At 64.5% G+C, this 20447-nt stretch carries 22 protein-coding genes; 6 read left to right on the forward strand and 16 right to left on the reverse strand.

The window, feature by feature from the left end; all coding sequences use genetic code 11:
• Positions 1-16 precede the first annotated feature (16 nt).
• The 4 genes from AWB75_RS07860 to AWB75_RS07875 form a co-directional block, all read right to left on the reverse strand.
• Positions 17-262 carry a hypothetical protein gene (locus AWB75_RS07860; protein WP_035969404.1) on the reverse strand — a complete coding sequence of 82 codons (246 nt, stop codon included), beginning with the start codon at positions 260-262 and terminating at the stop codon, positions 17-19.
• A gap of 221 nt (positions 263-483) precedes the next feature.
• Entirely contained in the window at positions 484-1479 is a 996-nt protein-coding gene (locus AWB75_RS07865) for an LLM class flavin-dependent oxidoreductase (protein WP_061123509.1), read from the reverse strand.
• A 102-nt stretch (positions 1480-1581) separates the two neighbouring features.
• On the reverse strand, positions 1582-2394 hold the full coding sequence (locus tag AWB75_RS07870) for a phosphate/phosphite/phosphonate ABC transporter substrate-binding protein (protein WP_061123510.1): 813 nt from the start codon (positions 2392-2394) through the stop codon (positions 1582-1584).
• Between the two features lie 25 nt (positions 2395-2419).
• Complete coding sequence (locus tag AWB75_RS07875) at positions 2420-3424, reverse strand: fatty acid desaturase (RefSeq protein WP_061123511.1); 1005 nt, start codon at positions 3422-3424, stop codon at positions 2420-2422.
• A gap of 186 nt (positions 3425-3610) precedes the next feature.
• Between AWB75_RS07875 and AWB75_RS07880 the strand changes: the two genes are divergently transcribed.
• Both AWB75_RS07880 and AWB75_RS07885 read left to right on the forward strand, forming a co-directional pair.
• Positions 3611-4657, forward strand: coding sequence for a HoxN/HupN/NixA family nickel/cobalt transporter (locus tag AWB75_RS07880; RefSeq protein ID WP_061123512.1), 1047 nt, complete (start codon positions 3611-3613; stop codon positions 4655-4657).
• An 81-nt stretch (positions 4658-4738) separates the two neighbouring features.
• Positions 4739-5596: a formate/nitrite transporter family protein gene (locus AWB75_RS07885; RefSeq protein ID WP_061123513.1), complete on the forward strand. Its 858-nt coding sequence runs from the start codon at positions 4739-4741 to the stop codon at positions 5594-5596.
• Between the two features lie 12 nt (positions 5597-5608).
• On the opposite strand, the gene AWB75_RS07890 is transcribed toward AWB75_RS07885, so the two are convergent.
• The 6 genes from AWB75_RS07890 to AWB75_RS07915 form a co-directional block, all read right to left on the reverse strand.
• Entirely contained in the window at positions 5609-5932 is a 324-nt protein-coding gene (locus AWB75_RS07890) for a hypothetical protein (RefSeq protein ID WP_061123601.1), read from the reverse strand.
• A 189-nt stretch (positions 5933-6121) separates the two neighbouring features.
• The gene (locus tag AWB75_RS07895) at positions 6122-6430 is read right to left on the reverse strand and encodes a hypothetical protein (RefSeq protein ID WP_061123514.1); all 309 of its coding nucleotides are present in this window, start codon (positions 6428-6430) and stop codon (positions 6122-6124) included.
• A gap of 284 nt (positions 6431-6714) precedes the next feature.
• Positions 6715-6993, reverse strand: a complete 279-nt coding sequence (locus tag AWB75_RS07900; RefSeq protein WP_061123515.1) for a hypothetical protein — start codon at positions 6991-6993, stop codon at positions 6715-6717.
• Positions 6994-7017: 24 nt separating this feature from the next.
• On the reverse strand, positions 7018-7383 hold the full coding sequence (locus AWB75_RS07905) for a hypothetical protein (RefSeq protein WP_061123516.1): 366 nt from the start codon (positions 7381-7383) through the stop codon (positions 7018-7020).
• Positions 7384-7523: 140 nt separating this feature from the next.
• Positions 7524-9227, reverse strand: a complete 1704-nt coding sequence (locus AWB75_RS07910; protein ID WP_061123517.1) for a peptidoglycan D,D-transpeptidase FtsI family protein — start codon at positions 9225-9227, stop codon at positions 7524-7526.
• 46 nt (positions 9228-9273) lie between these two features.
• Complete coding sequence (locus AWB75_RS07915; protein ID WP_061123602.1) at positions 9274-10110, reverse strand: arylamine N-acetyltransferase family protein; 837 nt, start codon at positions 10108-10110, stop codon at positions 9274-9276.
• A 217-nt stretch (positions 10111-10327) separates the two neighbouring features.
• Here AWB75_RS07915 and zwf point away from each other — a divergent pair, with 217 nt between their 5' ends.
• The 3 genes from zwf to AWB75_RS07930 are packed head-to-tail and all read left to right on the forward strand — an operon-like array spanning position 10328 to position 13639.
• Entirely contained in the window at positions 10328-11896 is a 1569-nt protein-coding gene (zwf, locus tag AWB75_RS07920) for a glucose-6-phosphate dehydrogenase (RefSeq protein ID WP_061123518.1), read from the forward strand.
• A gap of 28 nt (positions 11897-11924) precedes the next feature.
• Positions 11925-12746, forward strand: a complete 822-nt coding sequence (locus AWB75_RS07925) for an ROK family protein (RefSeq protein ID WP_061123519.1) — start codon at positions 11925-11927, stop codon at positions 12744-12746.
• The gene (locus tag AWB75_RS07930) at positions 12746-13639 is read left to right on the forward strand and encodes a Cof-type HAD-IIB family hydrolase (RefSeq protein WP_061123520.1); all 894 of its coding nucleotides are present in this window, start codon (positions 12746-12748) and stop codon (positions 13637-13639) included. Before AWB75_RS07925 ends, AWB75_RS07930 begins: the two co-directional genes overlap by 1 nt.
• A 129-nt stretch (positions 13640-13768) precedes the next feature.
• Here AWB75_RS07930 and infA read toward each other — a convergent pair whose 3' ends face one another.
• The 6 genes from infA to AWB75_RS07960 all read right to left on the reverse strand — a co-directional run bounded on the left by infA (position 13769) and on the right by AWB75_RS07960 (position 18709).
• Positions 13769-14035 carry a translation initiation factor IF-1 gene (gene infA, locus AWB75_RS07935; RefSeq protein ID WP_035507474.1) on the reverse strand — a complete coding sequence of 89 codons (267 nt, stop codon included), beginning with the start codon at positions 14033-14035 and terminating at the stop codon, positions 13769-13771.
• A 499-nt stretch (positions 14036-14534) separates the two neighbouring features.
• Positions 14535-15512: a magnesium/cobalt transporter CorA gene (gene corA, locus AWB75_RS07940; RefSeq protein ID WP_061123521.1), complete on the reverse strand. Its 978-nt coding sequence runs from the start codon at positions 15510-15512 to the stop codon at positions 14535-14537.
• A 166-nt stretch (positions 15513-15678) separates the two neighbouring features.
• Positions 15679-16113 carry a bactofilin family protein gene (locus AWB75_RS07945; RefSeq protein WP_061123522.1) on the reverse strand — a complete coding sequence of 145 codons (435 nt, stop codon included), beginning with the start codon at positions 16111-16113 and terminating at the stop codon, positions 15679-15681.
• Positions 16114-16160: 47 nt separating this feature from the next.
• The gene (locus tag AWB75_RS07950; protein WP_061123523.1) at positions 16161-16523 is read right to left on the reverse strand and encodes a hypothetical protein; all 363 of its coding nucleotides are present in this window, start codon (positions 16521-16523) and stop codon (positions 16161-16163) included.
• Positions 16510-17460 (reverse strand): M23 family metallopeptidase, encoded by a 951-nt coding sequence (locus AWB75_RS07955; protein ID WP_061123524.1) that lies wholly within the window; start codon positions 17458-17460, stop codon positions 16510-16512. The genes AWB75_RS07950 and AWB75_RS07955 overlap by 14 nt, the downstream gene beginning before the upstream one ends.
• Positions 17461-17746: 286 nt before the next feature.
• Positions 17747-18709 carry a LysR family transcriptional regulator gene (locus AWB75_RS07960; RefSeq protein WP_061123603.1) on the reverse strand — a complete coding sequence of 321 codons (963 nt, stop codon included), beginning with the start codon at positions 18707-18709 and terminating at the stop codon, positions 17747-17749.
• A gap of 203 nt (positions 18710-18912) precedes the next feature.
• On the opposite strand from AWB75_RS07960, the gene AWB75_RS07965 reads away from it, so the two are divergent.
• Positions 18913-20445, forward strand: a complete 1533-nt coding sequence (locus tag AWB75_RS07965) for a CoA-acylating methylmalonate-semialdehyde dehydrogenase (protein WP_061123525.1) — start codon at positions 18913-18915, stop codon at positions 20443-20445.
• Positions 20446-20447 lie beyond the last annotated feature (2 nt).

Consider the following 20447-nt stretch of genomic DNA (forward strand, 5'->3'; position numbering starts at 1 on the left):
CAACTGTTAAAACGTTTTAACGGCTATGTTGTTCCCCTGGTAATTCCGCACCGTGGGCGCGAATGGCGGCAATCAGTTCCGCAGGCGTAATTTCATAACGCACTTCGCGGTGAATGCCGGGTTTGCGCTCGTCGATTTCAATCAGCAGCACGGCTTTGCCGTCCGCCGCCGGTTCGAGGCGCAGCGAACGCACTTCCTGTCCGCTGGCTTCGTCGTATTCCGTCAGGAGCGTCATGGCGCCGGTGGCGGCGCTTCTCGGCATCGACATTCTTCCTCCCGTCTTGCGACGTCGTTGTTGTTGTGTCGCCGCGCCGTCCCCCGGCGTGCACGGAATTCGGGCGCGCTGCGAGAGGTTTCAGCCTGGCGAATGAAGCGACGCGAAGGGCGGCGCGGCCCGCGCCGCCCTCCGGTATCTCATTATTGCCTGTCGAAAGCGCGCGCGTCCAGCGTCGGAATTCGGCGGTCTTTCGGCCCCAAATTTCTTCAGGCGTCGCGGCCGATCGCGTCGCGCGCCTGACTCGTGATCTCGAAAGAACGCAGGCGCGCCCGGTGGTCGAAGATCTGCGCGGTGACGATGAGCTCGTCGGCCTGAGTCTGCGCGATCACCGAGCGCAATCCGGCTTCGACATCGGCCGGATCGCCGACGACGGAGCACGCGAGCGAATGCTCGACGCCCGCGCGTTCGGCATCCGACCAGGCGATGTTTCCGGTCGGCGGCGGCAACTGACCGGGCGTGCCACGACGCAGATTGATGAATTGCTGTTGCAGCGACGTGAACAGAAAGCGCGCTTCGTCGGTGGTATCGGCGGCGAAGACGTTCACGCCGACCATCGCATAGGGCTTTTTCAGTGTCGCGGAGGGCCGGAACTGCGCGCGGTAGACCTCGAGCGCGGTCAGCAGGTAATCGGGCGCGAAATGCGACGCAAACGCGAACGGCAGCCCGAGCGCGGCCGCGAGCTGCGCGGAGAACAGCGACGAGCCGAGCAGCCAGATCGGCACGTTGAGGCCCGCCCCGGGCACTGCGCGCACGCGCTGACCTTCGACGGGATCGGCGAAATAGCGTTGCAACTCGACGACGTCATCGGGAAACGATTCGGCGCTGCCTTGCAGGTCGCGGCGCAGGGCCCGCGCGGTGGTCTGATCGGTGCCCGGCGCGCGGCCGAGCCCGAGGTCGATACGCCCCGGAAACAGCGACGCGAGCGTGCCGAACTGCTCGGCGATCACGAGCGGCGCGTGATTCGGCAGCATGATGCCGCCGGAGCCGACGCGGATCGTCGTCGTGCCCGCCGCGATATGACCGATCACGACGGCGGTCGCCGCGCTTGCGATGCCCGTCATGTTGTGGTGCTCGGCGAGCCAGTAGCGCAGATAGCCCCAGCGCTCGGCGTGGCGGGCGAGATCGAGCGAATGGGCGAAGGCGTCGGCCGGTGTCGCGCCGAGCGGAACCGGAGAAAGGTCGAGTAGCGAGAAGGGGATCATTGCGGCTTTCCGAAAGCGTGGCGATGCGCGATGCCTGTGCGTCGTGCGCCGCGCGCTGAAAAGGCTGATTGTGCCGAAACTCCGGGAAATTTGCCGGATCAGTCAGGCGAGCTGCGGATAACCCAGCGATATCGCTTCGCGCTCCAGGGCGAGGATCGGCGCGTAGTCCGCGAGCGTGCGCTTGACCACGCGCTTGAGCCGGAGCCTGCGGGCGAGAGGCGCGTCGCGATCGAGCGCTCTGGCGAGCGCCTGAAAAAGCGTGTCGACGGCGTCGTGCGGCGCGTGCGCCGACGCGATGAACGGCAGCGCGGCCGCGCTGGCCGTCATGCCGATCACGTGCACGCGGTCCGCCAGTTCCGGCAGATGCGTCTGCGCATATGAAAACGTGACGCAATCGATCGCCGCGACATCCGCCCGCTGTTCCGCCAGCGCGCGCAGCGACGCCAGATGCGCGCCGGTTTTCGTCGCTGACGCGAAAAACCGTCCGTCGCGCGCGAACGGCGCGACCGCGTGGCGGAAAAGGTTCATGCCGCTGTTGGAATCGTCGTCGTTGTAGACGGCGCGAAGGCCGCGGCAGGCTTCTATCGACTGCGCCGCGACCTGCGCGCCCGCGACGATCACGCTGCGATACGCGCCGTTCTCGCAGCCGGGCGCATCGAATTCGGGCGCAGCGACGAGCCGCACGCGGTTAGCAAGCGCATGCACGAGCGGATAGCCGCAGGTCTGCGACAACAGCACGTCGTCGCGCAGCCAGAATGCGGTGAGATCCGGGCCCGGATCGACGATTTCGAGCGTATCGCCGCGCGCGCTCAGCCAGTCCGCGAGCTGCTCACGGACGTGCGCGAGAAGCGCGCGCCAGTCGACGGCGAGCGCGGGCGTGACGTTGTACATCGGCAGGGCGGCGATCCAGTGCATGTGCCGAATCGTACAGGCCGGCGCGTCAGCTCGCGAGGCGGGCGGCGTCGCCGCTCTGCGCGACGCGACGGTCGGCGGGCGAGTCTGGCGCCGCGAACGGATGCACCGGCTCGGCGCCTTGCGCGAACGCATGGCGGCGCGCCCATTCGCCGTATCCGCGCACGACGAAGCCGCCGTTGCCCACGCGATACGCCGCGCGCCGGCGAGCGTAGATATTGCCGAGCGCGAACCACGGCACGCCGGGCAGATCGTGATGCACGGCGTGGTAGTTGTTGTTGAGAAAAAGCAGACGCCACGGCCACGCGGCTTCGTTGACGACCGTGCGTTCGCTCTGGCGCTCCGCCGCGCGATGTTCCTGGAACGAGCGCACCGATGCCAGCGCGAGCGACGCATAACCGACGCCGAACACGAACGCGCGCCACGGAATGCCGCATCGCGATTCGAGCCAGCCCGCCAGCAGCACGAGCGATGCGAGATGCACGGCCCAGCTCGCGACGATCCGCCAGCGTCCTTCGGCGATGGCCTGCGCCGCTTCGAGCCACGACGCCGCGATCGAGAACCACGGCCCGATGAGCATGCGTCCCGCGAACGTATTGCGCGCGGCGAGCGCGGCGCGCAAGACGGGGCCGGCGCTCGCCCATTGCTCGGGCGTCACGTAGTAGCTTTCGGGATCGCGGCCGGGTTCGGTGAGATGCGCGTCGTCGTGATGACGCAGATGCGAATCGCGATAAACCTCGTACGGAAACCACACCGCGAGCGGCGCCGGGCCGAAGAGCATGTTGACGAGCGGCCAGCGCGTCGGATGCGCGTGAATCAGTTCGTGCTGCAGGGACATGTACCAGCACGACAGCACCGCGAGCAACGCGACAGCCGGAACGAGCCCGAGCGTGCGGGCGTTGAGCGCGACGCCGAACCAGCCGCCGTAAATCGCGACGATCACCGCCCACGTCGGCCATTCGCTGCGCCAGCCGAAGGTTTCGCGTCGGCGCTGGAGTTCCTGGCGTTGGTCGTCGTCGAGATAGCGGGGCATGGCGGACACAGGGAAAGGCGAAGGGCCATGCTAGCGGGGCGTCCGCGCCGTCCAAACCAACGATTCCGCCTAAGGTTTTCGCGATTGGCGCGATAAGCATTCGACACGCATTCGCGGAGCAGCCGAATATTGGCCACGCTCTCACGCACGTTATTCTTTGTCCCTTTAAAACCCATCGCGCGCGCCATGTCCGAACCGATCGAGCCGCACCGCAATCTGCCGCGCAAGTCGGCGCGCCTCATCGCCGGACTGATTGCGTTCAACATGCTCGCGTGGGTCTGGGCGCTCGTCGCGTTCCGTCACTATCCGCTCCTGCTCGGGACGTCGCTGCTCGCGTATTCGCTCGGCCTGCGCCACGCGGTCGACGCCGACCATATCGCCGCCATCGACAACGTCACGCGCAAGCTGATGCAGGAAGGCAAGCGCCCGATCTTCATCGGTTTCTTTTTTTCGCTCGGGCATTCGACGATCGTCGTCGCGGCCACCGCGTTGATCGCCGCGACTGCGCTAGCCGTGCAGGACCGCTTCGCCGGGTTTCGCGAGATCGGCGGAATTATCGGCACGTCGGTGTCGTCACTCTTTTTGTTCGCCATCGCGGCGATGAACCTCTTCGTGCTGCGCGGCGTGTGGCGCGCGTTCCGGCGCGTGCGCCGCGGCGAAGCGTGCCGCGACGAGGACATCGACATGCTCGCCGTCGGCGGCGGACCGCTCGCGCGTATCGCGCGTCCGCTGTTCCGTCTGATCGGGAAGAGCTGGCACATGTATCCGCTCGGCTTTCTGTTCGGGCTCGGTTTCGACACGGCGACCGAAATCGGCCTGATGGGGATTGCTGCGGCCGAAGCGGCGCGCGGCATGCCGGTCTGGTCGATTCTCGTGTTTCCCGTGCTGTTCACGGCCGGCATGTCGCTCATCGACACCGCCGACGGCATGCTGATGACGGGCGCTTACGGCTGGGCGTTCGTGAAGCCGATACGCAAGCTCTACTACAACCTCACCGTCACGCTGATGTCGGTGCTGATCGCGGTGCTGGTCGGCGGCATCGAGGCGCTCGGGCTGATCGCGGACCGGCTGCAACTGAAGGGCGGGCTGTGGGATCTGGCGGCGTCGCTATCCGGGCATTTCGGCATGCTCGGCTATGGGATCGTCGGCGTGTTCGCGGCGTGCTGGCTCGTGTCCGCGCTGATCTACAAATGGCGCGGCTACGAATCCCTGGATCGCGGCATCGCCCGATAAGGTTGGGCATTCTTCCTGCTTCGTGGATGCGCCAGCCGCTCATCCACTTCCCGTATCGAGCGGCGTTCAGGGAGAAAGATCATGAACGACCCGCAAGCCGGGGCGAAATCGCCGAATCTCGATAGCGCCGAAAAAGAACAGGCCGCCGAGCATTCCGCGCCGCATCCGCTCGTGATCCATGAGATCGTGCGCGAAGAGGGCGAGGTGGCGATGGAGCGGACCTTCGGCGCGCTGATGTGGTCGGCGCTCGCCGCGGGACTCTCGATGGGCTTTTCCTTCCTCGTCCAGTCGATCCTCGAAAGCGCGCTGCCGGAGTCGAGCGGTCGCGACTTGATTTCGAGCTTCGGCTATACGATCGGCTTCGTGTTCGTGATTCTCGGGCGCCAGCAGCTTTTCACGGAAAGCACGCTCACGGCGGTGCTGCCCGTGCTCACGCGGCGCGATGTCAAGACCTTGCTCAAGGCGCTGCGGCTCTGGGCGATCGTGCTGTTCTTCAATCTCGTCGGCACGGCGATCTTCGCCGGCATCCTGCAGATTCGCGGCGTGTTCTCGCCGGAAGTCAGCGACGCGCTCGCCCACGTTTCGCAGGCGCCGCTATCCGCCGATTTCGGCGTGACGCTGGTGCGCGGCGTGTTCTCGGGCTGGCTCATCGCGCTGATGGTCTGGCTGTTGCCCAGCGCGCGCTCGGGTCGGCTGCTCACGATTCTGCTCGTGACCTACACCGTCGCGGTGAGCAAGCTCACGCATGTGATCGCCGGATCGGTCGAATCCGCTTATGCGGTGATGATCGGCGCGGCCAGCGTCTCCGATTACTTCCTCGTGTTCCTCATCCCGACGTTCATCGGCAACGTGATCGGCGGCGTGTCGCTGGTCGCGATCGTCAATCATGCGGCGATCGCGCCGGAGATCACGAACCTGCCGCAGGAAGATCGCGACTGAACGGCACTCGACTCACTTGTTGTTGCCCGCGCCCGTGCCGTAGAGACCGTTGCCGAAGCCGGTGCTGCCGTCGGACTTCTGGTTTTTGTCGCCGGTCGCGGCGCGCCCTTTCGCGGCATCCTTCGATTGCGGCTTCTGCGATTCGTGCATCGGCGCGCCCGACGGCTCGTTACGCGAGCTCGAATCCGACTGGCGCTGTTCCTGACGCTCGGCGCCGCCGCCGTTCGTGATCTGCGCGACGCCGTACGTGCTGAATGCCGCGATGACGCTGGCGAAGAGCGCGTTCGCGAGCATCGGCCAGCGTCGGCGCGCGCGGTCGTGACGATGAATGGACATGACGACTCCCTGCATGATCGAAAGACTTGCTTTCGAGCAGGAACGATGCCTGGCGAGCCGGTCGGACGCGTTCGAAACGCGCGCGCCATGAATCGTCGGAAGTTCGAGTGGCCGTTGCACGCCCGGCGCGGCCTGCGTGGGCATGCAACGATGGGATCGCGCCGCGGCGCGAGTGGCGAAAGCGGTGGTTCAGGCCGCTTTCGCCCAGAGCCTGTTGGTCGATTTCCTGCGGCTGCCGGAGCCGTCGCGCGGGCCGCTGTCGACCGTGTCGAGCGCAATGCGCAGCGCTTCGATGCGCTGCTTCTGCGCCGGAACGAGTGCATAGCCCTTCATCACGGCCGTGAGCCGCTCGCGCCAGTATTCGACGTTGAGCGTGCCGGAAGATTGCTTGTGCATCGTGCGAAGCTGCGCGAGCGCGCGCTCGATATGTTGCAGTTCGATATCGGCCAATGCCGAGGGCAAAAGGCTGCCCTGGGCCTCGCTTTTCTTCTTCTTCATGTGGTCTTCCTCTCGGCCATGCGGCGCGCAGTCCCGACTTCGGACACGCGCGCCGTACAGGCACCCCGTTCACCCGCGCTATTTTTTGAACCCGTCGCGGGTGGCCCTTGCTCTTTTATTCGGATGACCGATCGTCGCCCTTCTCAATGGGCTCGATCGTTAGCAAAAATGTACGCAAGGCGAGGCTGCCGGCTCCGTCTGTCATCGCACATTGGTGCGAGCTGACAACAGGATTTCGATGTTGCGCCGCGAGAGGGGGCGGCGCGGGGAAGGGGATGAAGCGCTTACTCGTCGCGTTTGGCAGTGTGCTTGCCGCTGCGGCCGATCTGCTCTTCCATCGCGATGTCGAGCTTGCTGACCTTGCGCGGTTTCGCCGGCTCGCGTGCGTTGACGAACGCGACGAAGTCGTCCAACGGCATCGGCTCGGAGAGTTTTTTCGAGCCTTCGGCTGAACGCTCGGCGAGATAGAAGAAGCCGCCGGGCATCGCGATGGCGGCATAGTTCGCGTTGCCGGTGCGGGTTTTGAGCCGTTCGACGGCGCTGATGGCTTTGGTCGAGCGCATGTTGGTCGTGCAGTTTTCCGTGAGTTATTTGTCCGTCGAGTCCTGGCTCGGTGTATCCGATGGCGCGCACTTCTTGCCCGCGCCCTCGATCCACAGGTTCGACGGATGACGCTTGCCCGGATAGAAGCGGTACGTGGTTTCGCCGTTGTCGTAACGCACCTTGATCACGTTCGAATCGCCGAACTCGAGCATCACGCCTTGCGGAATGGCGGTCTGCTGATATTTCGCGTCGTGCTTCTTCGCTTCGTCGGCGATGCATTGCACGATGCCGTTGACCTTGTTCTGCGTCGACGACTTCTCGACTTCGGGTTGTCCGGCGTCTTCGTTGTGAAACTGGGCGCAGGCGGCGAAAAGCACAGGCAGCGCGAGCGCCGCGGCGAGTTTTTTCATGGTGTTTCCCGTGTTGTCTCTGTGTGCCGAACACGACATTAGAGCACAAGCCCTTTACAGTCCGGTCAGGTTCGCGGGGATGTTTCCGAGCGATGCAGAAGGCGGCGCAGCAAGGGCCGCGCCCGCTTGCGTGTGACCCGTCATGCGTCCGGCGGCACGCCGAGCAGCGGCAGCGCCGCGCCGACAATGCCCGAGAACACCGGCCCGGCGACCGTGCCGCCGTAATAGGTGCCGCCCGTGGGCTCGTCGATCATCACGGCGACGATCACGCGCGGATCGCTCATCGGTGCGATGCCGACGAAGGACGCGCGATACTTGTTCGCCGCGTACGAGCGTCCGACCTGCTTGCGCGCGGTGCCCGTCTTGCCGCCGACGCGATAGCCGTCGACCGCCGCGGCGCGGCCGGTGCCGTGATCGCCGATCGCCATTTCGAGCATGTTGCGCACGGCTTTCGCCGTCGCCGGCTTGGTCACCTGAGGAGACGCGCGGCGCGTTTCGCCCTGGATCAGCGTGGCCGCGTGAAAGCGGCCGTCGCCGGCGTATGCGGTATAGATCTGCGCGATCTGCACGAGCGACAGCGAGAGGCCGTAGCCATAGGCCATCGTCGCCTGCTCGATCGGCTTCCAGCGCTCGGGCGCCCGCAGACGCCCGGTCGCCGCGCCGGGGAAGGTCAGTTCCGGCGCGCGGCCGATGCCGTAATCGCGATACTTGTCCCAGATGGTTTGCGCGGGAATCTGCAGCGCGAGCTTCGTGAGCGCGACGTTGCTCGACATCTGCACCGCCTCGGCCACGGTGATGACGCCGTGGTTCGACGTGTCGTGAATCACGTTCGGGCCGAGCTTGAACGTGCCCGGCGCCGTGTCGATGCGCGTGTCGGGCCGCACCTTGCCGAGATCAATCGACAGCGCGGCGACGAGCGGCTTGATCGTCGAGCCGGGCTCGAAGGTATCGGTGAGCGCGCGATTGCGCAACTGCTCGCCGGTGAGCCGCGCGCGATCGTTCGGATCGAAGCTCGGATAGTTTGCGAGCGCGAGCACTTCGCCGTTTTTGGCATCGAGCACGACGACGCTGCCCGCGCGCGCCTTGTGCTTCGCGATCGCCGCCTTCAGTTGCGAATGCGCGAGCTGCTGGATGCGCCGGTCGATCGTCAACTGGATGGTCTCGCCGTTTTGCGGAAGCGCCGGCTCGCCGATCTGCGACACCACGCGCCCGAGCCGGTCGCGGATCACTTCGCGCTGGCCGGCTTCGCCCGTGAGCCGCTTGTCGGCGGCGAGTTCGACACCTTCCTGCCCGTGATCTTCGCTATTGGTGAAACCGACCACGTGCGCCGCCGATTCGCCTTCGGGATAGAAGCGTTTCGTATCCGGCGCGAGCGTGATGCCCGCGCGCCCGATCTGCGCGATGCGCTCGGCGGTTTCCGCTTCCACCTGACGTTTGAGCAGCACGAACGCGCGGCTGCCGTCGATGCGCCGTTGCAAATCTTTCGGCGGCATGTCGAGCAGGCGCGCGATTTCGTTGCCGTGATCGCCGTCGAAGAGCTTGGGCGTCGCCCACACTTCGTACGTGGCGAGGCTCACGGCGAGCATCGCGCCGTTGCGGTCGACGATGCGTCCGCGCGTCGCCGAGAGCGCCAGCGTGCGCTGATAGCGCTTCTGCCCTTCGCCGAGATAGAACTTGTGGTCGATCACCTGCACCCACAGCGCGCGCCCGGCGAGCGCCATGAACGCCGCCGTCACGCCGATGAGCACGAGGCGCGAGCGCCACGCCGGCAATGGATGCACGAGCACCGTGCTGCGATGATGCGTCTGGAAATCGCTGCCGCCGCGCGTCTTCTTCTTGAACATCGTGGTCTTGTGATTAAGCTTGGTTGTGCCAGCCGGAGCGCGCGCCTTAGGGCAGGCGTGCGAGCGCGGCGTCGAGATCGGCGCTATCCGGCAGACGAATGCCGAGCTCGTTCTCGAGGATGCGGCGCAGTTCCGCCACGTCGCCGAGTTCGCGATGCGTGCTGCCTTCGTGTTCGTCGTGTGCTGAGAAGCGCCGGTTGAAGAGGCCGAAGCGCTTGCCTGGCGCAAGGCGCGCGGCAAGCAGGTTGTGCACGAAAATCGACTGCGACCAGGTGGACACGAAATGGTTGGCCATTTCGTAGTCGGCGTCATACTGCGGGTCGAGGTCGAAGCGATAGACACTCGTCCACGCGCCGTTCACGAGCGCCTTCAGGATGTAGCCGTGCGGTTCGCCGGAGGCGTCGTCGAGGCGAAACGCGCCGTGAGGCGTAATTTGTTCGAGGCCGGTCTGAAGCGCGAGCGGTGCAGAGAGCGTCATGCCGCCGAAGCCGACATCGGTGAGGAAGGTGCCTTCGTCGACGTCGACGAGCAGCAGCATGTGCATGCGCGCCGGCACCTCGGGCGCTTCGCGGCCCCACAGGACGCGGCCCGCGAAGCTGCGCACGCGAAAACCCAGCGTCTCGAGTACGCTGCGAAACAGCAGATTGTGTTCGTAGCAGTAGCCGCCGCGCCCGCTCGTGACGAGCTTGCTCTGGATGGATTGCCGGTCGAGGCTGACCGGGCGGCCGAGCAGAACGTCGAGATTTTCGAAGGGAATGGCCTGCGGATGCAGTAGATGCAGCGCGCGCAGCGTGTCGAGCGTCGGCGCTGGACGCGCGGGTCCGCCGAAACCGATGCGCTCGAAGTAGGCGATAAGGTCGATGGAAGTATCGTGTGCGTTCATGAGGTGTCCCGGCCCAGGGTTGTCGACGCCGTCGTCGATGTCGCAGTGTCCGCGCGCTTGGTCGCAAGCGGGCATATTTTACGACACGAAAGGTTAAAAATTACAAAAAACATACATATTTGACTCGAATGCCTGCGGCAGGTCGTCCGAATGAACTGTGCCGCATCGATGCAGGTCTTTCCAAGGTTCAAGCGCAACCGAGAAGGGGCGACACGCCATGCAGAACGAAGCCAACGAAGCGAATCAGTCGAACCAGGCCAGTCGAGCCAACCCCGCCGCGAGCGCGACTTGCGCCGGCAAGCATCCCGCGCCGCCGTGCACGCTCGTGATCTTCGGCGCGGGCGGCGACCTCACCAAGCGCCTCCTGATGCCGTCGCTCTACAACCTGTCCGCCGACAAGCTGCTCGACGACGACATGGAAATCATCGGCGTGAACCACGGCGAGCGCGAGACGTCCGAATGGCGCGACGAGCTCACGCAGTCGCTGCGCAAGTTCGCGGCGGACAAGGCCGCGACCTTCCACACGACGCAATTGAACGAGGACGCGTGGAACTGGGTCGTCGGACGGCTCGAATACTTTCCCGGCGAGTTCGAGGAAGACGAAACTTTCGCTCGGCTCAAGGCGCGGCTGCAAAAGGCGAAATCGGGCAACGTCGTGTTCTATCTCGCGGTGGGTGCGCACTTTTTCGAACCGATCATCAAGCATCTCGGTGCAGCGGGGCTGCTCGAAGAAAAGGACGGCAACTTCAGGCGCATCGTGATCGAGAAGCCCTTCGGCAGCGATCTCGCCTCTGCGCAGGAACTGAATCGCTGTTTGCTCGAATTCGCGGGCGAGTCGCAGGTGTATCGCATCGATCATTTTCTCGGCAAGGACACGGTGCAGAGCATTCTCGCCGTGCGCTTCGCCAACGCGATGTTCGAGCCGGTCTGGCGGCGCGAGTACATCGACAACGTGCAGATCACGGCGGCGGAAACCATCGGCGTGGAAGGGCGCGGCAGGTTCTACGAGCAGACCGGCGCGTTTCGCGACATGCTGCCGAACCATCTGTTCCAACTGCTCGGCATGGTGGCGATGGAGCCGCCCAATTCATTCGACGCCGAATCCGTGCGCGACCGCAAAGCCGAAGTCTTCGACGCGATCCGCCCGCTCACGGCGAACGATGTCGTGCTCGGTCAGTACGAAGCGGGACCGGCCGGTCCGGGCTATAAGGAAGAGCCGGGCGTCGCGAAGGACAGCCGCACCGAGACGTATGCGGCGGCGCGCGTGTATGTCGAGAACTGGCGCTGGGCGGGCGTGCCGTTTTACCTGCGCACCGGCAAGCGGCTGACGGAGCGGCGCACGGAAATCTCAGTGCAACTGAAGGCCGTGCCGTTTCTGCTGTTCCGCGACACACCCGTCGATGCGCTCACGCCGAATGTTTTCACGCTGCGCATCGATCCGTCGCACGGCACGAGCTTCGACTTCAATGTGAAGGTGCCCGGGCCGGTCATGCAGATCGGCAAGGTGCGCTCGAGATTCAACTACGCGGATTTCTTCGCGGAGCGCGCGAACGTCGGCTACGAGACGCTGCTCTACGACTGCATGCTCGGCGACGCGACGCTCTTTCAGCGCGCGGACAGCATCGAGACGGCGTGGGCGGCGGTGGATGGCGTGCTGCACCCGGATAGTCCGCTCGCCGTGCACGGCTATGCGGCGGGCAGCGCGGGACCGGCTCAGGCGGACCAACTGCTGGCGCAGGACGGCCGCACGTGGCGCTCGCTCACCGATACGCAAAAGAAGGACTGATCTCATCCCAACCAAAAGGATAACGAGCGTGAGCACAGAATCCAAAGCCAAACAGAAGACGCATGTCTCTGCCGACAAACTCGCGATCAAGGCCGAGCGCATTCTCGCGATCGATATCGGCGGGACCGGGCTGAAAGCGGCCGTCATCTCCGAGGACGGCCAAATGAAGAGCGAACGCGTGCGCGTGGCGACGCCGCATCCGGCCAAGCCCGACGTGGTCGTCGAGACGTTACTGGAGTTGGTGAAGCCGATCGTTGCCGAGCCGCCGACGCATATTTCCATCGGCTTTCCGGGCGTCGTGCGCGACAACCTCGTGCTGACCGCGCCGAATCTCGGCACTCCGGCGTGGCGTGGCGTGCCGCTCGCGCAGTTGCTTTCCGAGCGCCTCGGCAACGTGCCCGCGCGCATGATCAACGACGCCGAAATGCAGGGGCTCGCGGCGATCGAAGGGCGCGGCATCGAGATGGTATTGACGCTCGGCACGGGTGCGGGCACCGCGCTCTTTCGCGACGGCGAGCTGATGCCGCATCTGGAGCTCGCGCATCATCCGGTCGCGAAGGACAAGACCTACGACGAATACATCGGCAATGCGGCGCGCGAGAAGGCGGGCAAGAAGCGCTGGAGCCGGCGCGTGGAGAAGATCATCGGCATTCTCGCGACGCTCGTGAACTACGACAAGCTGTATATCGGCGGCGGCAATTCGGCGAACATCAAGTTCAAGCTGCCGGATAACGTCGTGATCGTGTCGAATGCGGCGGGCATCGAAGGCGGCGCGCGGCTGTGGCATCCGCGCTCGGTGCGCGAGACGCGCCAGTTGCCGCACTTCAATCAGCGGGAAGGGGCGCATTGATGAACGCCAACGGTAAATCCGGGCTCTTCAGCGCGGCCGGCGACAGCGCCGCGGCCTTCGAGGCGCTCGCCCAGGCGGAACTAGTCGTGACAGATTGCGACGGCACGCTGCTCTATACCGACAAGACGCTCGGCCAGCCCGCCATCGACGCGGTGCGCCGCCTGCGCGAAGCCGGCGTGCGCTTCACGGTGGCGAGCAGCCGGCCGGGCAAGGGCATGCGGCATATCGTCGAGCCGCTCGGCATCGACATGCCGTACGCGTCGTATAACGGCGGCAGCCTGGTGAGGCCGAAGACGTGGGAGGTGTTGTCGTCGCACAAGCTGCCGCGCGATGTCGTGCAGACGTCGCTCGAAGCGTTCGCGGCCGCGAATGTCGATGTGTGGGTCTTCATCGACGACAACTGGTATCTCACCAATCGCGATGCGGCCTACGTTCCGCTCGAAACGCGCACGGTCGGCTACGAGGGCGTGCTCGTCACGCGCTTCGACGACGTCGATCTCGATGCGGTCGACAAGATCGTCGGCTCGACGGCCGATACGGCGCTGCTCGCACGCGTCGAGCCGGCGTTGCAAAAGCAATTGGAAGGACGCGGCCATGCGGCGCGCTCGCAGACCTATTACCTCGACGTGACAAGCCTCGAAGCGAACAAGGGCACGGCGGTGCGCGAACTCGCGCGCATCGCAAACGTGCCATTGGAACGCGTGGCCGTGCTCGGCGACATGGGCAACGACATGGCGATGTTCGAGATCGCGGGTGTCTCGATCGCGATGGGACAGGCGTCGGAAACCGTGCAGCGTCACGCGAGCCTGGTCTCGAAGAGCAACGACGAAGACGGCTTCGCGATCGGCATCGATGCGCTGCTGGCGGCGCGTCATGAGGCTCGAAGCGGGTAGGGCAGGCATCGACGCGAGGCGCCGCCAGCGTGGCGAAGCGCGAGGCGTCGAAGTACAGGCGATCCGCGACAGGTTCAGAAGCGTGTGCTGCGGATCAGGCTCACGCCGGTTGCAGGAATACGATGAAAATCAGCGACGGCGCATCGGTGCGCGCGGGCCGCCGCCGCTTGCGCGTTCGTCTTTGTGACGGAAGTTGATGCGGCCCTTGGTCAGGTCGTACACCGAAAGTTCCAGCGTCACGCGGTCGCCAGCCAGAATTCGGATGTGATTCTTGCGCATGCGGCCCGAGGCGTACGCGCCTACGACGACGCCGTTGTCCAGCGTCACGCGATAGCGGCTGTCGGGAAGCACTTCGTCAACGATACCGTCGAGTTCGATGAGTTCTTCTTTCGCCATATGGGGCTCCTGTGGTCAGTTGTAATGGGTGCTGCTTGCACATCGTACGGCTCCAGCGTGTAACGCCGAAGAACGGCCACGCGACGACGTCAGGCGCGCAATCGCGTCGCTACGAAACGTAAGAGGCGATACAAAGCGCGGCCCGGCACGTCCGGCACGTAAAACGTGCGTTTCGGAGCGCGCCGCGTCTCTCTTTCAGGCTCGTCGTGAGCTTGACGGCATAGGCCGGACGACCGTGCGTGCCGCGTTGGCGGCGCGCCGTGGCCGGCATGACCGGGACGGCGACATCGGCGAACAGCGAAGCCGACGTGCAAGTTGAAACGAAAAGCGGTGAATCCGGGAAGTGAGCGCGTTTGCGATACGCTTACGTCATATGCGGTCGAGGGGGCAATTTGCAAGCCCCGCTGACATTCTCGCGCAAATCGGTTGATTAGACAATGAAATTCGCCCGAAGGTTCCTTCTCCGGCGCTTTCCGTTGCGCGGGTGACGCGCTCGTTGCTATAGCCATCCGACTTTCTTGAAACGCCAGTACAGCACCAGGTCGACGACCAGCATGACGGCGAGACACGTCGGATAGCCGTAGACCCAGTCCAGTTCCGGGATGCTCTTGAAGTTCATGCCGTAGATGCCGGCGATCATCGTCGGCACGGCGAAGAGCGCGGCGAACGAGCCGAGGCGCTTGGTCACTTCGCTTTCCGCGAGCGCGATCAGGCCGAGATTGACCTGAATCGCCGTGACGATCATTTCCCGCCGCCCCTCGATGGTCTTCACGATGCGCAGCAGGTGATCGTACACGTCGCGAAAATATTCCTGCATGCCGGAACAGACGCCGGGCGAGCGCCCGCCATACAGTTTGCTGACGGCTTCGAGCAGCGGCGCCGTGTGATGCTGAAGGATCGTCATGCGACGCTTCAGCGAATACAGATCCTCGATGATCTCGCGCGATTCCACCGAGCCCTTCTGCTCGAAGATGCGCTCTTCCACTTCATCCACTTCGGCGCCGAGCGTCTCGAGCACGGGGAAGTATCGATCGACGACCGCATCGAGCAGCGCGTACATCACGAAAGCGGGCCCGTGCTTGAGCAGATGCGGCTCGCGCTCGCAGCGCTTGCGCACTTCCTGAAAACCCTGCGTCGTGCGATTGCGCACCGAGAGCACGTAGTTCCTGCCGACGAACACGTTCATCTCGCCAACGAGCACTTCGCCTTCTTCGTCGAACTCGACCGTGTGAAAGACCGCGAACAGCGAGTCGCCGTATTCCTCGATCTTCGGACGCTGATGACCGTGCTGCGCATCTTCGACCGCCAGTTCGTGCAGTCCGAACTGATGCGTCATGTGCGCGAGTTCGCCGGGACCGGGCTCTTTCAATGCAACCCAAATGAAAGAGTCGGGCAGATCCCGATACGCATTGATATCGTCGATATCCACATCCGCGAGCTTTCGGCCGTTCTGATAAGCCGCGCAATTGACCAGCATGGGCGCCCTTTATAGTTCTGTCGATGTGATGGGCCACGCGTCGATGGGCGCTCGAAGTCGCGTGATTCGCTTGGGGCGCGGGCGCGTGGCCTTCATCACCGAATCTTAGCTGGACATGCGAGCGGTTGCCAACGAGCGTCCATCGAGCGGGGCTCATTGCTTGACGTCAGTTCGCGGCGAGATCGATTCCGTACTCAGGCGGACTCGGCAGCGACGGCACATGAGTGGGCTGCGAATCGAACTTGGTGAGCTTGCCCTCGACCGTCGCGCCGATATCCATGCGCAATTTCTGATAGAAGATGTTGCCCGTCACGCGCGCGTTGGACTGAAGCTCGACGAAATGCGCGACGGTGACATCGCCGGTGACGCAGCCGTTGATGATGACGTCGTAGGCGCTGACGTTGCCGCGAATCGCGCCTTGGTCGCTGACTACGAGCAGCGTCTCTTCGCCAGGGCGGCCCGTCACGTTGCCGGTGACCTGGCCGTCCATGCGCAGGCCTTCGCTGAACTCGAGATCGCCCGAAATGTGGACATTATGCGCGATGAGCGTCGCGAGCTTCGCGAGCTTGACGTTGTTGGGATCTTTCTTCGATGAAAACATCTCGGGTCCTTGCGATGCAGTAAAAGGGTTGCGTGAAGCGCGCGGCTTCAGTTGGGTGCGTGCTGTTTCCTGAGGAATGCGAGGTCCGTCTGGAGGCGCTGGATTTCGGCGGTGCTCTCGGTCACGCGCTGCTCGAGCGACGCACGGCTCGCCGCTTCCTGCTCGAACGCGAACTGTGCGTGCGCGAGCTGCTCGCGCAGCTTCTGTTCGGAGACGGGCGGCGCGCAGAGCGTATCGAGCTTGCGCACCTCTTCATGCGAGCGCTTGAGCGCGAAGCCCGCGGCGGCGAGGGCCGTCATGGCGCACACGGCCGCGATCAAGCCCAGCCAGATGCCCGCGCCGCGCTTGGGCGTAAGCGAATAGGACTGGCGAGTGAGCAGCGATCGCCGCTTCAAATCAACTTTGCGCATTCGGCTTGCGCTTGAAGAGCGCGAGGTAAGGATTGGGATTGATCTGCGCGCCGTCGACGATCACTTCGAAATGCAGGTGCGGGCCCGTGGAACGTCCGGTCGAGCCGATCTCCGCGATTTCCTGTTGGGGCATGACGTAGTCGCCGGGCTTCACGAGGATGCGCGACGCATGCCCGTAGCGCGTCACCATGCCGTTGCTGTGACGGACATCGACCGCATAGCCATAACCGTTGCGCTCGCCGGCCTGCACGACGCGTCCGCCCGCGCTCGCAAGAATCGGCGTGCCGGTCGGCGCGACCATATCGATGCCAGGATGAAAGCTGAGCCGCCCGGTGAACGGATCGAAACGATTGCCATAGGGCGAGCCGCTGCGCGCGGTGGGCGCGGGATTGCGGCCCGGAAACGCCATGAACGCCGCGTAATGCGTGAGCGTCTGCGTTTGCAGTAGCGACACCTCGTCGTTCAGACAGTCGATGATGCGCCGCGCGCCCCTGAGACGCTGGCGCGGCGTGCCGCTGCTTGCCCGCCCCGTGTCGCACAGGCGCGGCGGCAGCGCAGGTCCGCCCGCGCCGTCGAGCGCCGCGGCGCCTTCCTCGCTGTCGGGCAGCGGCGGCACGTCGTGCACGCCGGACGGGCCGCTGGTGCCGCGCGCGGCCTTCAGACGATCGTCGAAATCATGCAGTTCATGCACCTGCGCGGACAGCCCTTCGACGCGCGGCGTGAGTTCGATCAGCGCGGCATTGAGGCGGCCGAGTTCCTCGATCTCGTACGAGCGGCGCGACATCAGCGCCTGCTCCTCGCCGAGATGGCTGCGGGCGAACATCGTGCCGATAGCAATGCCGAGCGCGAGCGCGGCGATCAGAAGCGCGACGCCGCCGATGATCGCGATGGCGCGCGCCGTGCGTGCCTCGACGAAACGGATGCGCTGGTGGGACATGGTCCGGCGTGACCAGATGACGAAAGCCATCAGCGCACGCGGCGGCCGGTCGAGCCGGCGGAAGAAAAACTAGGAAAAATCACGGGGATGGAGTGCGCCGCGCTCTCCACGGCAAAGCAATGAAACTGGGCGGCGATTATGCCGCACGCTTCGTCCGCAAGTGATGTTTAAACAGGATGTCGAAGCAAAATTACATGATTACAGCGAGTCAAATTTTGTGGCGCGCGAACGGGCGGGATTTGCTAGCACATTTAGGTTTTATTGGCGGTCAAAAAGTATCGATCCATCAGGATGACTTGACGTCGACCCAGGCCATGTGCTCACCATCGCCCATCAGGAATGCGCGGTTCGCTTCGGCCGCCGCGCGCAGATAGTCCCACACGGCCGTGATGCGCTTCAGCTTGCGCAGGTCCTCGCGGCATGACAGATAGAAGGCGCGCGTCACGACGATCTCGTCGGGCAGCACCGGCACGAAGCGCGGGTCGGGCGAGGTCATGAAACACGGCAGGATCGCGAGCGCGCGCCCTTGCAGCGCCGCGAAATATTGCGCGATCGCGCTCGTGCTGCGCCAGCGCGACACCGCGCCCGGCACGGCGCGTTCGAGATACAGCAGTTCGTAGCTGAACGCGAGATCGTCGATATAACTGGCGAAGCGATGCCGTCGCAAGTCCTCGGCGCTGCGGATCGGTTCGTGCGCTTCGAGATACTCGGCCGTCGCGTAGAGCTTGAGCCGGTATTCGCACAGCTTCGTGTAGACGTACTGGCCCTGCTCGGGGCGCTCGAGCGTCACCGCGATATCCGCCTCGCGCTTGGAAAGGCTCACGAAATGCGGCACCGGCAGCAAGTCGATGGAAATGTTCGGATGCGCGTCCTGAAAGCGCGCGAGCTGCGGCGCGAGAAAGAAGCAGCCGAAGCCTTCCGTCGACCCGACGCGCACATGGCCCGACAACGCATGGCCGGTATTGGCGATCTGCTCGGTGGCCGATTGCACCGTCGTCTCGATCGAATCGACGAAACCGAGCAGGCGTTGGCCTTCGGCGGTCAGAATGAATCCGCCGCTGCGCGACTTGTCGAACAGCAAGGTGCCGAGCGCGTCTTCGAGCGCGCGCACGCGCCGCGCGACCGTCGTGTAATCGACCCCGAGGCGCTTGGCTGCGCCGCTCGCGCGCTGCGTGCGGGCGACTTCGAGGAAAAAGCGCAGATCGTCCCAGTTGAGGCGAGCGAGGTCGAGTTTGCCGGCGTTTTGCATGGCTTTTTTTTGCATATCGATCGGGTATTTTTATAGTGCCATGATGGACTTTTGCATAACTATACTCAACTAAACGAGCCTGCAAGATCACGGGCCGATTTCTCAAAAGACGGAGACGACATGCTTTTCCCCTTGCGTCGCATCGGCGCGTCTTCGCTTTCCCCTCTCCGTATGTCCGCAACCTTCCTATCAAGGAGTGACTCGTGAATATCGCTGCTGAACATCCGGCGCAGAGTGCGTCCGTCCGTACGGCCAAGCTGCTCATCGACGGCCAGTTCGTGGATTCGAAGACGGCCGAATGGCGCGACATCGTCAATCCAGCGACGCAGGAAGTGGTCGGCCGCGTGCCCTTCGCGACGAAGGATGAAGTCGATGCCGCGGTCGCGGCGGCGCACAAGGCGTTTCAGACGTGGCGCACCACGCCGCTCGGCGTGCGCATGCGCCTGATGCTCAAGTTTCAGGATCTCGTGCGCCAGAACCAGAAGCGCATCGCACAGACGCTCACGGCCGAGCAAGGCAAGACGCTCGCCGATGCCGAGGGCGACATCTTCCGCGGGCTCGAAGTCGTCGAGCATGCGTGTTCGATCAGCACGCTGCAGCAAGGCGAATTCTCTGAAAACGTCGCGGGCGGCGTCGATACCTATACGCTACGTCAGCCGATCGGCGTCTGCGCGGGCATCACGCCGTTCAATTTCCCGGCGATGATCCCGCTCTGGATGTTCCCGATGGCGATCGTCTGCGGCAACACCTTCGTGCTGAAGCCGTCGGAACAGGACCCGCTCTCGACGATGGAACTCGTCGAACTCGCGCTCGAAGCGGGCATTCCGGCGGGCGTGCTCAACGTCGTGCATGGCGGCAAGGAAGTGGTCGACGCGATCTGCACGCATCCCGACATCAAGGCGATTTCCTTCGTCGGCTCGACGGCTGTCGGCACGCACGTCTACAACCTCGCGAGTCAGCACGGCAAGCGCGTGCAGTCGATGATGGGCGCGAAGAATCACGCCGTCGTCCTGCCCGACGCGAACAAGGAGCAGACGCTCAACGCGCTCGCGGGCGCGGGCTTCGGCGCGGCGGGGCAGCGCTGCATGGCGACGTCGGTGGCGGTGTTCGTCGGGGCATCGAAGGACTGGGTGCCGGAGCTGGTCGAGCGGGCGAAGGCGCTCAAGGTCAACGCGGGCATGGAGCCGAACACGGACGTCGGTCCGGTCGTGTCGAAAGCCGCAAAGGAGCGGATTCTCGGTTTGATCGGCAAAGGCGTCGAAGAGGGCGCGACACTCGCGCTCGATGGCCGCGGTATCGACGTGAAGGGCTACGAAAGCGGCAACTTCATCGGCCCGACGGTCTTCACGAACGTGAACCCCGACATGTCGATCTACAAGACCGAGATCTTCGGCCCGGTGCTGTGCGTGCTCGAAGCGGAGTCGCTCGATGACGCCATCGCGCTCGTCAACCGCAATCCGATGGGCAATGGCGTCGGACTTTTCACGCAGAGCGGCGCGGCGGCGCGCAAGTTCCAGAGCGAGATCGACATCGGTCAGGTGGGCATCAACATTCCGATTCCGGTACCGGTGCCGGCCTTCAGCTTCACGGGCTCGCGCGGCTCGAAGCTCGGCGATCTCGGGCCGTATGGCAAGCAGGTCGTGCAGTTTTATACGCAGACGAAAACCGTCACCGCCCGCTGGTTCGACGACGCCACCGTGAACGACGGCGTGAACACGACCATCTCGCTTCGCTGAGG

It is taken from the genome of Caballeronia catudaia, assembly GCF_001544755.2.
Classification (GTDB): domain Bacteria; phylum Pseudomonadota; class Gammaproteobacteria; order Burkholderiales; family Burkholderiaceae; genus Caballeronia; species Caballeronia catudaia.